18 protein-coding genes are annotated in these 12,943 nt (G+C 45.3%); 14 read left to right on the top strand and 4 right to left on the bottom strand.

Annotated features, from left to right (window positions below; translation table 11 throughout):
- Positions 1–25 precede the first annotated feature (25 nt).
- Genes ICW03_RS11685 through ICW03_RS10885 form a run of 4 tightly spaced genes read left to right on the top strand, consistent with a single transcriptional unit; the run spans position 26 to position 1,773 of the window.
- A complete protein-coding gene (locus ICW03_RS11685) occupies positions 26–100 on the top strand; it encodes a cytochrome oxidase small assembly protein (protein WP_215350323.1) in 75 nt (24 codons plus the stop codon).
- A 13-nt stretch (positions 101–113) separates the two neighbouring features.
- Positions 114–698 (top strand): cytochrome c oxidase assembly protein, encoded by a 585-nt coding sequence (locus ICW03_RS10895; protein WP_215348027.1) that lies wholly within the window; start codon positions 114–116, stop codon positions 696–698.
- Complete coding sequence (locus ICW03_RS10890) at positions 695–889, top strand: DUF2970 domain-containing protein (RefSeq protein ID WP_068319664.1); 195 nt, start codon at positions 695–697, stop codon at positions 887–889. Before ICW03_RS10895 ends, ICW03_RS10890 begins: the two co-directional genes overlap by 4 nt.
- Before the next feature lie 29 nt (positions 890–918).
- On the top strand, positions 919–1,773 hold the full coding sequence (locus tag ICW03_RS10885; RefSeq protein WP_215348026.1) for a cytochrome c oxidase subunit 3: 855 nt from the start codon (positions 919–921) through the stop codon (positions 1,771–1,773).
- 61 nt (positions 1,774–1,834) lie between these two features.
- On the opposite strand, the gene ICW03_RS10880 is transcribed toward ICW03_RS10885, so the two are convergent.
- A complete protein-coding gene (locus tag ICW03_RS10880; RefSeq protein ID WP_215348025.1) occupies positions 1,835–2,047 on the bottom strand; it encodes a twin transmembrane helix small protein in 213 nt (70 codons plus the stop codon).
- Between the two features lie 24 nt (positions 2,048–2,071).
- On the opposite strand from ICW03_RS10880, the gene ICW03_RS10875 reads away from it, so the two are divergent.
- Genes ICW03_RS10875 through ICW03_RS10855 form a run of 5 tightly spaced genes read left to right on the top strand, consistent with a single transcriptional unit; the run spans position 2,072 to position 6,124 of the window.
- Positions 2,072–2,860, top strand: coding sequence for an SURF1 family protein (locus ICW03_RS10875; protein WP_251374403.1), 789 nt, complete (start codon positions 2,072–2,074; stop codon positions 2,858–2,860).
- Entirely contained in the window at positions 2,857–3,513 is a 657-nt protein-coding gene (locus ICW03_RS10870) for a hypothetical protein (RefSeq protein WP_215348024.1), read from the top strand. The genes ICW03_RS10875 and ICW03_RS10870 overlap by 4 nt, the downstream gene beginning before the upstream one ends.
- Positions 3,513–4,634: a heme A synthase gene (locus tag ICW03_RS10865; protein ID WP_215348023.1), complete on the top strand. Its 1,122-nt coding sequence runs from the start codon at positions 3,513–3,515 to the stop codon at positions 4,632–4,634. Before ICW03_RS10870 ends, ICW03_RS10865 begins: the two co-directional genes overlap by 1 nt.
- A gap of 4 nt (positions 4,635–4,638) precedes the next feature.
- Positions 4,639–5,532, top strand: coding sequence for a heme o synthase (gene cyoE, locus ICW03_RS10860; protein WP_215348022.1), 894 nt, complete (start codon positions 4,639–4,641; stop codon positions 5,530–5,532).
- Positions 5,533–5,539: 7 nt separating this feature from the next.
- Positions 5,540–6,124: an SCO family protein gene (locus ICW03_RS10855; RefSeq protein ID WP_215348021.1), complete on the top strand. Its 585-nt coding sequence runs from the start codon at positions 5,540–5,542 to the stop codon at positions 6,122–6,124.
- Between the two features lie 33 nt (positions 6,125–6,157).
- Here the strand turns inward: ICW03_RS10855 and rpoH are convergent, their stop codons facing one another.
- Both rpoH and ftsY read right to left on the bottom strand, forming a co-directional pair.
- Positions 6,158–7,081: an RNA polymerase sigma factor RpoH gene (gene rpoH, locus ICW03_RS10850; protein ID WP_215348020.1), complete on the bottom strand. Its 924-nt coding sequence runs from the start codon at positions 7,079–7,081 to the stop codon at positions 6,158–6,160.
- Positions 7,082–7,174: 93 nt separating this feature from the next.
- Entirely contained in the window at positions 7,175–8,065 is an 891-nt protein-coding gene (gene ftsY / locus ICW03_RS10845) for a signal recognition particle-docking protein FtsY (protein ID WP_215348019.1), read from the bottom strand.
- A 63-nt stretch (positions 8,066–8,128) separates the two neighbouring features.
- Between ftsY and ICW03_RS10840 the strand changes: the two genes are divergently transcribed.
- The 5 genes from ICW03_RS10840 to ICW03_RS10820 are packed head-to-tail and all read left to right on the top strand — an operon-like array spanning position 8,129 to position 12,267.
- Positions 8,129–9,493 carry a pitrilysin family protein gene (locus ICW03_RS10840; protein ID WP_215348018.1) on the top strand — a complete coding sequence of 455 codons (1,365 nt, stop codon included), beginning with the start codon at positions 8,129–8,131 and terminating at the stop codon, positions 9,491–9,493.
- Positions 9,493–10,830, top strand: coding sequence for a pitrilysin family protein (locus ICW03_RS10835; protein WP_215348017.1), 1,338 nt, complete (start codon positions 9,493–9,495; stop codon positions 10,828–10,830). Before ICW03_RS10840 ends, ICW03_RS10835 begins: the two co-directional genes overlap by 1 nt.
- Positions 10,805–11,449: a 16S rRNA (guanine(966)-N(2))-methyltransferase RsmD gene (gene rsmD / locus ICW03_RS10830; RefSeq protein ID WP_256441444.1), complete on the top strand. Its 645-nt coding sequence runs from the start codon at positions 10,805–10,807 to the stop codon at positions 11,447–11,449. Before ICW03_RS10835 ends, rsmD begins: the two co-directional genes overlap by 26 nt.
- 36 nt (positions 11,450–11,485) lie before the next feature.
- Positions 11,486–11,983: a pantetheine-phosphate adenylyltransferase gene (gene coaD / locus ICW03_RS10825; protein ID WP_215348016.1), complete on the top strand. Its 498-nt coding sequence runs from the start codon at positions 11,486–11,488 to the stop codon at positions 11,981–11,983.
- Between the two features lie 17 nt (positions 11,984–12,000).
- Entirely contained in the window at positions 12,001–12,267 is a 267-nt protein-coding gene (locus tag ICW03_RS10820) for a YfhL family 4Fe-4S dicluster ferredoxin (protein WP_215348015.1), read from the top strand.
- A 17-nt stretch (positions 12,268–12,284) separates the two neighbouring features.
- Here ICW03_RS10820 and pth read toward each other — a convergent pair whose 3' ends face one another.
- Positions 12,285–12,875, bottom strand: a complete 591-nt coding sequence (pth, locus tag ICW03_RS10815; protein ID WP_215348014.1) for an aminoacyl-tRNA hydrolase — start codon at positions 12,873–12,875, stop codon at positions 12,285–12,287.
- Positions 12,876–12,943: the final 68 nt, after the last annotated feature.

Below are 12,943 nucleotides of genomic sequence, written 5' to 3'. Positions count from 1 at the left end.
GGCCCTTGCTGCGAATAATCGCAGGATGGGCTTCATTCTCTTGAGCGTTGTAGTAACTTTTTTTATTGGAATTGTGATTAAGCGGAGTATGTTGGGTTAATCCCTTGATAGACATGGTTACGACTCAGTCACTCAATCGCCAAATTTTATTAAAGCTCTTAATTGCGGCAGTAATGATGTTTGGCTTTGGATATGCGTTGGTTCCAATGTACAAGGCCTTGTGTGAGGTCACTGGAATTAACGTCGTAACGAGTAAAAATGATTATGGTGTCAGAGCCTTCAGCCCTAATAAGGTCGGCAATACACAAGTTAACTATGCTCGTACGGTGACTATTGAGTTTGACTCGAATAGCCGTGGCCCGTTTACTTTTAAACCAGTAAAGAATTTTTTAGAAGTGCACCCTGGTGAAATGACTGAGATTGTTTATGAAGTAACCAACAATCAGAATCGCCCTGTACGTGCACAAGCAATACCGAGTTACGCACCTAAAAGTGCAACAGAGTTTTTTACGAAATTAGAGTGCTTTTGCTTCCAGGAGCAAACGCTAGCAGCAAAAGAAACAAAAAAGATGCCGGTAGTCTTTGTGATCGATGCAGGTTTACCGGATGATGTAAAAACAATTACTTTGTCATATACCTTCTTTGAGTTGGGTTTAGGTGGTACGCCGCCAGCCCCTAAATCAAGGTTGGCTTCATGAAAAAGAAAAGTAGTTTTATGCAGTCCATGAAAGCAGTGATGTGGGGCTTTCTAGGAGTGCGTAAGAAGTCAGGTTTGCAGGAAGATGTTGCTTCATTGAGTTTTGTGCACATTATCATTGCAGGTGTTATTGGCGCCTTGATTTTTATGGGCGTCCTTCTGTTGATAGTGAAAGTAGTTGTGTCCCATTGATTATTTTTTGATTGAATAGAGAGAATAAGATGTCATCCAATTCAACCCCATACTATTACGTCCCTGGACTATCTAGGCATCCAGCAATGGCCGCTCTCGGCTTAGTTGCTTTTGGCTTTGGTATTTCTGGATGGGTAAATCATGCCTCTTGGGGCGGCCCACTTTGCCTTACAGGTGTAGCTTTTGTTCTCTATGTGCTCTATCACTGGTTTGGTGACACGATTGCAGAATCAAATGCTGGCAAGAATGGCGTTAACGTTGACATCTCTTATCGCTGGTCAATGGCTTGGTTCATCTTCTCAGAAATCATGTTCTTCGGCGCATTCTTTGCAGCTTTGTTCTACGCACGCAATATTGCGATGCCTTGGATGGGCGATGTAGAAAGCAAATTGCTTTGGCCTAATTTCCAAGCTGTTTGGCCAAATGATGGCCCTGCTGGTTTAGTTGAGAAATTCACCACCATGGGTCCTTGGCCAATTCCAACAATCAACACATTATTGCTCTTGAGCTCTGGTGTAACGATTACTATCGCTCATCATGCATTAGTAGAAAACCACATGAAGAAAGCCATCATTGGCTTGGCTGCAACGGTTGGTTTGGGTATCGTCTTCTTGGGCTTCCAAGTGTATGAGTACTACCATGCATACCATGAGTTGAACTTGAAGCTGACCTCAGGCATCTATGGTTCTACATTCTTCATGTTGACCGGTTTCCATGGCTTCCACGTTTTCCTTGGCGGCACGATGTTAGCGATTGTCTTGCGTCGTATGATTCGTGGCGACTTTACTTCTCAGCATCATTTCGCATTTGAAGGCGCTGCTTGGTATTGGCACTTCGTTGACGTAGTCTGGCTCGGCCTGTACATCGCTGTTTACTGGATGTAATCCAATAAAAATCGGGGCCTAAAGCCCCGATTTGTTTTTAAGCCCTCAAAGAAAGCACCGTTTAATTGGTGCCTACTTTAATTCCAGTGGCCTCAATGAGTCCAAAGTAGTGGGCCAGTAGAATTCCGGCAAACAGTGCGATAGATAGTCCGATACGCAGCATGAGTGAGTGGACCATGCGTGAGCTATTGCCCCTATCTTTCATCATGTAATACAAAGCCGATCCTAAGCTAAAAACAATCATTAGTAGGACAATTGGAATAATCCACTTCATCTCAAATCCTTGTTATTAATTCTCTTGAATAGTCTTTTTACCGCTCTCGTTATAAAGCGCATAGTTGCTACTGTATCAGCCTTAATCGTTATTGCGATTGGCTGTGGAGCAGGTATTTGGCAGCTGAGTAGAGCAGACACCAAAGTTGCCCTGGCAGCAAATTTGCTAGCGCGCCAACAAATGCCTATCTTAAATGCGAACGCTGAATCCTGGGCTTTAGAGGAGGCTCGTGAGCGACGCATGATTGCAAGGGGGCAATACCTCCCAGAAGCAGCAATTTGGCTGGATAACCGGCCTAGACCCATTCCTCCCGCCGGCAGTACGACTTCGCAATCGGGTTTCTATCTGATGATGCCTTTAAGGCTAGAGGGCAAGGATGAGGTGCTATGGGTTAACCGTGGTTGGGCGCCGCGTAACAACGAGAATCGCGAAACCTTACCGCCAGTGCAGACCCCCAATCGGATAGTGAATGTAGAAGGCATCGTTTTTGCACAGCCTGGTAAGGTCTATGAGTTAGGTGGCGGTAAGAACGCTATTGATCCTAATAAACCTAGGATTGAACAAAACTTTGACTTAGTGTCTGAAGGTAAGTTGCATGGTTGGACGCAAGCTCCATTTATTTTGCGTGAGGTTGAGGTCGGATCGGGCGATGGTTTGCTGCGTGATTGGCCGCCTCTGACAAGTGGAGTCGATCGCCATTATGCTTATGCATTCCAGTGGTTTGCTTTGGCTTTTGCTGGTTTCATATTTTGGTTGGTTACAGGTTTGCGTCAATACAAACGTCAGGGTTTTGCGAATGGGGATCAAGGGTGAGTGATAAAGAGTTATTAATTCCGGCATCACAGGTAGATTCAGCTGCTATTAATGCGCGCACCCGTCGTGGTCGCATTCAGATGCTATTGCTATTGTTAGCTTGCGCCTCTCCAGTAATTGCATCGTATTTTACGTATTACGTGATTAAGCCTACAGGCGGAAAAACGAATTTGGGGACTCTTGTTTACCCTGCTCAAGAATTTAATACAGCATGGCTTGATGTGCCCACAAAAGGTAAATGGAGTCTTTTAATTGCTCGCCCTGCTGGTGAATGCAAGGTTAAGGATGAGAAATGTATTGAAGCCTTATTTTTGATGCGTCAAGTAAAGGTAGCAATGGGGAGAGAGGGCGGTCGCCTACAACTCTTATGGGTTAACACAGATGGTCAGCCTGTTGACCCAGAAGTCGTTAAAGCGTATGACGAAAAAGCTGCAGGCTTCAAAATTGTTTCCCTTCCGTCGGATCCTAAGTTTCGTTCTGACTTTGAGGCATGGCTAAATAAAGAGGGTGCAGGCCAGCAGATTCAGTTGGTAGATCCAAGTCCTGCCAAGATGATGTATTTCCCAGTGACAAACTCTCCTAAAGAGTTTGCTGGTATGAAGAAAGATCTAGAAAAGCTCCTGAAGTTAAATCATAAGGGCGAGAATTTGTAATGCCGAGTTTGATTTTATTTTTAGAGTTAGCAGCCATCGCCATTATTTTTGCTGGCTTGCCACTGCTCTATCTTTGGAGAAAGCCGGGCTATAGTTTTTTCCAAAAACTTAATTGGATATTGGTCTTTATGACTTTTGATCTGATTGTGTTTGGTGCATTTACACGGCTCACTGACTCAGGCTTGGGCTGTCCTGACTGGCCTGGATGCTACGGCACATCCAATCCTTTTCATGCGCTTAGCGATATTCAGCAGGCTGAGAGCGCTATGCCCACCGGGCCTGTGACGGTTATCAAAGCTTGGATCGAAATGATTCATCGCTATTTAGCGATGACTGTAGGCGCACTCATTTTGATACAAGTAGGAATCGCCTTTAGTAAGCTCAAGTCTTTGGGAAAAAATCCTTTACTGGGCAGCCTTGGTTTACTTGTATTGGTTTGCGTGCAAGGCGCCTTTGGTGCTTGGACTGTGACTCTCAAGTTACAACCCATTATTGTCACCATTCATTTGATGTTGGCTTTAGTTTTATTGTCCTGCTTAACTTTGTATGCACAACAATCTTGGGAAGAAAAACTTACTGCAGTTCGCATTCTTCGTATTCGACCGATTTCAGCACAGCTTCTGACTCTTTCTTTTGCGGTTCTCTTAATCCAGGTTTTCTTGGGTGCTTGGGTGAGCACCAATTACGCCGTCTTAGCATGTCCAGATTTTCCAACCTGCATGGGCAGCGCTTGGCCCGAGACAAATTGGAGTGAAGGCTTTACCCTTTGGCGTCAATTGGGTTTAAATGCCCAAGGTGAATTTATCTCCCCTGTAGCCTTGCAAACCATTCATTGGGCGCATCGACTCTTTGCGCTATTGGTATTGGTGGTCCTAGGTGCTTTGGGTCTGAAAGCGTTAAAGCTGGCAACCCCTGTTCTTTCTGATCTAGGTTTGGTGGCCAAGCTGTTGTTGGCGGTGCTGCTCTTGCAGATTGTTACTGGTATTTCAAATGTGATATTTCAGTGGCCTTTATTAGCCGCTCTATTGCATACCGCTGGCTCTGCTGCTTTAGTATTCTGTTTAGTCAGAATGAGTTATTGGGCCTCTTGGAAGCCTTTCATTCAAAAGAAGATGGCATAAATATATGAGTGACTCTAAAACAAGCGCGCCAGTGGCTATGCCGCGTTGGCGTCAATATTGGGTTTTAACTAAGCCTAGAGTGACTCAGCTCGCCGTATTTTGTGCAGTGATTGGGATGTTCTTGGCGACACCTGGCATGGTGCCTTACCCAGTTCTATTTGGTGGCATTGTGGGTATCTGGCTTTTGGCCGGCGCAGCATTTGCGGTGAATTGTTTAATTGAGCAAGCTGTTGATGCCAAAATGAAGCGCACTTCTTGGCGACCATCTGCTACTGGCGAAGTAACGCCATTTCACATCATTATTTTTTCCATCATTTTGGGTTCGCTCGGAATGGTTATTTTGTGGAACTTCTGCAACCCCTTAACAATGTGGCTAACGCTTGCCACCTTTGTAGGCTATGCAGTGATCTATACCTGGCTACTAAAGCCTGCCACACCACAAAACATTGTGATCGGCGGGTTATCTGGCGCCATGCCGCCAGCATTGGGCTGGGCGGCGGTAACCAATACGCTCTCTGCAGAAGCTTGGCTTTTAGTTCTCATCATCTTTGTATGGACGCCCCCACATTTCTGGGCGCTCGCTTTATATCGCCGTGATGATTATGTACAGTCGGGCTTGCCAATGTTGCCGGTGACTCATGGTGAGCGTTTTACGCTATTAAATATCGTCCTCTATACCTTGATTTTGATTGCTGCCACGATGTTGCCTTACATCTATGGAATGAGCGGTATGGTGTATTTAATATCCGCCATTATTCTGGGTTTAATGTTCTTGGCTTATGTAGTTGCACTGTTTGTTTCTTATAGCGATGCTTTAGCTAAGAAAACATTCCGCTTTTCTATTACCTACCTATCGCTACTCTTTGCAGCGCTTTTAATAGATCACTATTTCCTCTGAGAGCCATATGAATTTTTTGCGCATTTGCTTTTTAGCAATCCTTTTTTTTGTACTGACAGCGTGTAGCCCAAAGCCAGAGTTTAAAAATATTGATATCACTGGCAGCACGGCATTTGGTAAAGACTTTAGTTTGTTGGATCCAGATGGGAAGGTGAGAACCTTGTCAGACTTTAAGGGCAAAGTGGTAGTGATGTTCTTTGGCTACACCCAGTGTCCTGATGTATGTCCAACCACTTTAACTGAAATGCAGCAAGCCATGACTCTCTTGGGGGCCCAGTCAGATAAGGTTCAGGTGCTTTTTGTGACGGTGGATCCTGAGCGTGATACTGCGGAAATTTTGAAGCAGTATGTTCCCGCATTTGATCCGCGTTTCTTAGGCTTGCGTCCAGCAGATGAAGCTGGTTTAGAAAAAGTCACCAAAGACTTCAAGATTTATTACAAGAAGGTGCCAGGCGCCAAGACAGGCTCATACACCATGGATCACGCAGCAGGTAGCTATGCATTTGATCCAGAGGGTCGCTTACGTTTGTATATCAAACACGCACAAGGTCCTGAGACCTTGGCGCATGATTTGAAAGAACTACTGAAGTAAAAAATAAAAGGGTTCTTAATCGAACCCTATTATTTAGGCTGCTTGGAGTAATCCACGCATCTTTTTGAGTGCTGCAGTTTCAATTTGACGAACACGTTCTGCTGAGATGCCGTACTCATCAGCAAGATCATGTAATGTCTTTGTGCCATTACCTTCAGCATCCATCGCCAGCCAACGAGATTGCACAATATTGCGACTACGCTCGTCTAAAGCCATCAGTGCTTGATCTAATTTAGGGCCTTGCAAGGCATCAGCTTCAGCGCTGGCAATGCGAGCGGTAGGCTCTTGTGAGTTGTCTGCTAGCCATTGAATAGGCGCATAAGCAGACTCATCATCACTGTCATCGCCTTCAAGCGCAACATCTCCGCCAGCAAGACGCATTTCCATTTCTTTAACGTCAGAGCCTTTGACATCAAGCGCTTTAGCTAAAGCATCTACTTCGCTAGGAGTCAGTGCGCTTAAGGTAGGTTTATTGCTTCGCAAGTTAAAGAACAATTTACGTTGTGCTTTAGTGGTTGCAGTTTTAACCAGGCGCCAGTTCTTGAGAATGTACTCATGAATTTCTGCTTTGATCCAATGAATCGCGTAAGACACTAAGCGAGCACCATTGTTTGGGTCGTAGCGTTTAACGGCCTTCATCAAGCCGATATTGCCTTCTTGAATTAAGTCTGCGTGTGGAATGCCATAGCCAAGATATTGGCGAGCAACAGAAACCACTAAACGCAAATGCGACAGTACTAAACTTTTAGCAGCATCAACATTTTCCGTGCGACGAAATTCCTGCGCAAGATGCAATTCTTCCGCAGCACTGAGCATTGGTACGCGATTAACGTACGCAATGTATGAATCGAGAGTGCCAACCCCAAGAGTTGGCAGCATTGGAAATGCAGACGCCGCCGCAGTCTGCGCGACTGGCAGCGTTTGCAAATTCGGTGTGTCAGATTTCTTTTGAACCATTTTTTCTTATAAATATGAGGTGTTAATAGGGTTCTATTTTAGCACTCTTGTCAAGAGAGTGCTAATCGTTTTTAACCTCTATAAGTTACTGATTTAATTGAATAATTCGGAAGAATATTGCCCTGCTGTGAAGGGGGCTAAATCATCAATTCCCTCACCTTTGCCTAGGGCTAGAACAGCGGGTTTTGGGCCTTCTTGTAGGGTGTGGGCAAGAGCGCAGATCACGCCGCCTTTAGCGGTGCCGTCAAGCTTGGTCACGATGATTCCAGTCAGTCCCAAGGCGGCATGAAATGCCTTTACCTGGCTTAAGCCGTTCTGCCCGGTATTACCGTCTAAAACAAGTAGTGTGTGGTGCGGCGCTCCAGGGAGTGCTTTGCCAATGACACGTTTCACCTTCTTGAGTTCTTCCATCAGATTGTCTTGGGTTGCCAGACGACCTGCGGTATCAATAATGAGAATGTCATTCTTGCGTGAGATAGCAGCATGAATTGCGTCATGCGCAACGGCAGCAGCGTCACCACCTTCCTGGGTGATGACATCCACTTGATTGCGTCCACCCCACTCTTGAAGCTGGTTACGTGCAGCGGCTCTGAAGGTGTCTCCAGCAGCCAGGAGAACGGATTTACCTTGAGACTGAAAGAGTCGGCAGAGTTTGCCAATAGTTGTAGTCTTGCCGGCACCGTTTACCCCTACAACTAACCATACCTCTGGAGTGTTAGGCTTATCACTAGTAAAGAGTGGATTTGGTGAAGGCTCAATAGCAGTGAGTAATGAGCTGACTTCTTGAATAAGTAGCGCTTGTAACTCTTCGGGGCTGGAGGCTTTCTCTGATTTTGCTGCTTTACGTAGTTTGCTGATGAGTTGTTCGGTCGTAGGAAGGCCCACATCACTTTGTATTAGTGATTCTTCCAAAGTATCAAACCAAGATTCATCAATCTTGCTTGATTTGAAAAGAGATCCGAGGGTTTTACGTAAGCCGAACATAATCGATACAATTTAAAACATGCATCTTATCAATTTAATTCTTAAGGTATGGTGATTTAGCAGATGCTTTCCAATTTACTTCGAATTTCCTTTGTATTCATCCTATTTACTCAAATTAGTTGGGCTGCTGGTGCTCAACCTGCTGATACGCATGAATATCAGCTAAGCAATGGCCTGAAATTGATTGTCAGAGAAGATCATCGCGCGCCAACAGTCGCGCATATGGTCTGGTATCGAGCTGGCTCTATGGATGAAGTCAATGGCAAGACTGGTGTTGCCCACGTGCTTGAACACATGATGTTTAAAGGCACTCATAAGGTGAAGTCTGGAGAGTTTTCACGCATGGTAGCGGCTGTAGGCGGGCGCGAAAATGCATTTACATCTCGGGACTACACCGCATACTTTCAGCAAGTTGAAAAATCAAAGCTAGAAAACGTGATCAAGCTTGAAGCCGATCGCATGTCTAATCTCAACTTTGACGATGCGGAGTTTTTAAAAGAAATTCAAGTCGTCATGGAAGAGCGCCGCTTGCGCACAGAAGATAACCCCAGCAGCTTGCTCAATGAATCGCTGATGGCAACTGCTTACATGAGTTCTCCGTATCGTCATCCTGTGATTGGCTGGATGAATGATTTGCAAAATATGAAGCCAACGGATGCACGAGACTGGTATCGCAGTTGGTACGCTCCAAACAATGCAACAGTAGTAGTGGCTGGTGATGTAGATGCTAAACAAGTGTTGGCCTTGGTAGAGAAATATTACGGAGCAGCAGTTGCTCATGAATTGCCGGTTCGCAAGCCTCAAATTGAGCCGCCCCAAAAAGGAATTAAGCAGGTTCAAGTAAAGGCGCCAGCTGATAATGCTCAGCTGGCTATGGCCTGGAAGGCGCCCCGCCTTGAGCCTGGGAAGCTTGATGATGTTGAGCCATATGCATTGGAGCTGCTGACAGCTGTTTTAGATGGCTATGACAATGCCCGTCTAAATCGCACTCTTGTTAAGCAAGAAAAGGTGGTGAATGATGTTGGCGTGGGTTACGACATGATCTCTCGCGGACCAGAGTTATTTTTAATTGGCGCAACGATGGCCAAAGGCAAGACGGTTGAGCAGGCTCAAGCAAGTATTCGGAAAGCACTTGATGAGTTGAAGCAAAAAGGAATCTTGGAGTCTGAGCTTAAAAGAATTAAGGTGCGCATTTTGTCTGATCAAATTTATAAGCGCGACTCTATCTTTGGTCAGGCAATGGAAATTGGTAGCACTGAAATGGCAGGCTTCTCTTGGAAAGACATTAACTATATGTTGGAGAAAATGCAGACTATTACTCCAGAACAAGTCCAAGCAGTGGCAAAAAAATATTTGGTTGACGAGGGTTTGACGATTGCTGTTCTGGATCCACAGACTCGTAAATCTGCTGACAAGGAGGTTAAATAATGAATGCCTTTTTCAGAATATTTTCAGCTTGTCTAATGAGCTTTGGTTTGCTGAGTCATGCTTACGCGATATTGCCAATTGAGAAATTGGATTCCTATAAGGGTGCCCAAGCCTATTTGGTCCAGACCAAAGCATTGCCTATGGTCGATATTGAGGTCAGCATTGATGCAGGTGACCGCTATGACCCTGCTGGTAAAGGTGGCGTAGCTGATATGGTTGCAGGCCTTATGAATTATGGCGCTAGAGGCGATAAGGGCTTATTAACAGAGGCTCAAATAGCCGATGAAATTGCTGATTTAGGTGCCAATATTGGTTTATCGGTCGGTGGTGAAAGAGCAATTTTGCGCATTCGCAGCCTCAGTAGAAAAGACTTGCGCGATAGAGCGGTGCAGTTGGCTGCGGCTATGTTGAGCGCCCCAATCTATGATCCGAAAATAGTTGAGCGTGAAAAGCAAAGAACAATTACGAGTTTGCGTGAAGCTGAAACAAAGCCAGAATTTGTTTTAGAGCGACGTTTTAAAAAATCAGTTTATGGAAATTATCCCTTGGCTGATTCGCCAACGGTGCAATCGGTTGGTGCTGTAAACGTGAACGACCTCAAACAATTTCATAAGCAGTTTTATCGCGGCGATCGTATGATTGTGAGTATTGTGGGAGATGTGGATCGTGCCCAGGCTTCTGAAATCGTACAGATTTTGTTAAAGCAGATTCCTCAGTCAGGTCAACCGATTGCGAAGTTGCCCGATCTGCAGCGTTCCCCAATAGAAGCCTTGACTCAACGGGAAATTCAGATTCCGTTTGACTCTCAGCAAGCCCATATAGCAATGGGTATGACAGCAGTCGCGCGAAACAACCCTGATTACTTCCCATTACTCGTTGGTAATTACATCCTGGGCGGTGGTGGTTTTGTCTCACGTCTGATGTCTGAAGTGCGCGAGAAGCGTGGCTTGGCGTATAGCGTATTTAGTTACTTTGCGCCCGGAAAAGAAAATGGTATTTTTCAGGCTGGCCTACAAACCAAGAATGATCAAGCTACTCTAGCCTTAGATGTGATGAGCACAACGATCGCTCAATTTATTGCGGATGGTCCTACTCCATCAGAACTCGAGGCCGCTAAATCAAATTTAATCAATGGCTATCCACTTCGTATTGATAACAATCGTAAGTTGTTGGATAACGTCTCTTCAATTGCTTGGAATGATTTACCCCTCGATACTATGGATATTTGGACCAAGCAAGTTGAGGCAGTGACATTGGAGCAAGTGAAAGCATCGTTCCAAAAATATTTGGCAATGGATCGCATGAAGATGGTTGTATTGGGAGCAAAAAATAAATAAGCCCAATAGAGCGAACAAATCTCTGAAGACTGAACCACCCAAGAAGGTTCGGATTATTGGAGGCAACTGGAGAAGTCGCTTGCTGACGGTTTTGGATTTGCCGGGTTTGCGTCCCACAACTGACCGAATCCGTGAGACTCTATTTAATTGGTTGGGGCAAGATTTGACAGGCTTGCGTTGTCTGGATCTTTTTGCAGGTACTGGTGCCTTAGGTTTTGAGGCTGCCTCAAGAGGCGCCCAATTAGTGATCTTGCTGGAGAAGGATAAGAAGGCTCACGCAAACTTAAATACAAATTTCGCTTTATTGCAGTCATCTCCTGCTGTTGGGGTGGTTGAAATTTTGCAAAGGGATAGTCTGGAGTTTTTAAAGCAACAAGCAGACCGTTCCTACAATCTCATTTTTATTGATCCCCCATTTCAGGATTCGAGCTTATTGGATCGAGCTGTGATTGAGGCGGGAAGAGTCTGTGACGATGCTTCTGGAGGCGGTATTTATGTCGAATTTCCATCTAATCGTCCACGCGAAGAGATAGAGTCCCTACTGCCGGACTGGCATTGTGGAAAATACTTAGAGGCGGGACAGGCAAAAGCCTGTCTATTTCGGGGTGGAAGAGGCTAAACTCTTGCCTGTAGCCGATAAAGCCTTAGGAACATTATGACTGTTGCTGTTTACCCTGGAACATTTGATCCATTTACTCGTGGTCACGAGGACTTGGTGCGCCGCGCATCTAGCATTTTTACTGAATTGATTGTGGGCGTTGCTGATAGTCGTAGCAAACGGCCATTTTTTACATTGCAAGAGCGGATTGATATTGCCAAGGAAGTGCTTGGCCACTATCCCAATGTCAAAGTGGTTGGCTTTAAAGGTTTGTTGAAAGATTTTGCTCGGGAGCACAATGCGCGCGTGATTGTGCGTGGTTTGCGCGCTGTATCTGATTTTGAGTACGAGTTCCAAATGGCAGGGATGAATCGCTACCTATTGCCAGATGTTGAAACTTTGTTTTTAACTCCATCTGATCAATATCAATTTATTTCCGGTACCTTCGTGCGTGAAATTGCATCGATGGGCGGTGATGTGAGTAAGTTTGTTTTTCCATCAGTAGAAAAATGGCTCGTCCAAAAAATTGCTTCTGGCACTCAGGATAAAGAGTGAGGATTGACGAGTAAGCCATGGCTCTAATGATCACGGACGAATGCATCAACTGCGATGTGTGTGAGCCAGAATGTCCAAATGACGCTATTTATATGGGCCTGGAAATTTATGAAATCGACCCTAATAAATGTACGGAATGCGTGGGGCACTACGATGCACCTCAATGCCGTCAAGTATGCCCGGTAGATTGCATTCCATTTAATCCTGAAGTTGTTGAATCTCAAGAGCAGCTAATGGTCAAGTTCAAGCTATTAACTGCCAATAAGAAAGCCAACCCGACCTAGCTGAGTGGCTTATAGAATCAGCCCTTCGAGTGCAGCTCCATCATGGCGGTTTGCGTATCCCCCTTCAAAAAGAGCGACAAAATTTGTAAGCTGTTTTCGATGCTGGCATCGATGAGTTTTTGCTCGGCTAGTTGCGGCCTACGCAATACATAATCAGCAACATCCATGGGGCGGCCATCGCCTACTACATCTCTGGGGTGACCTATGCCTAAGCGCAAGCGCCAATACTCTGGGGTACTTAAATGCGCCTGAATATCTTTCAGGCCATTGTGGCCGCCAGTACCCCCACCAAGTTTTAAGCGTGCAGTACCAGGCTTGAGATCAAGCTCATCTTGAACTACCAAAATATCTGCAGGGGTAATTTTATGAAAACGACATAGCGCGCCAACAGACTGACCACTCAGATTCATGTAAGTGCTCGGCTTTAGTAGAAAGAGGTCCTCACCTTCCCACTTTGCTTTTGCTACTTTCCCATGAAAGCGTTTCTCTGATTCAAAGCGAGCACCCAATTGTTTCGCTAAGGCGTCGACAAACCAGAAGCCGGCGTTATGCCGATCTTCTTCATGCTCATCTCCAGGATTGCCTAAGCCAACAATTAATTTAGTCATGAGCAGAGTTTAAAGATATAACAGTATTTCGCCAAAAAAAGAATTCAAAACGGGGGCAATAAAAAAGC

The organism is Polynucleobacter sp. MWH-Aus1W21 (genome assembly GCF_018687275.1).
Lineage (GTDB): Bacteria > Pseudomonadota > Gammaproteobacteria > Burkholderiales > Burkholderiaceae > Polynucleobacter.
The sequence above is the reverse complement of the archived record's forward strand: the minus strand, read 5'-3'. Positions and strand labels throughout refer to the sequence as shown.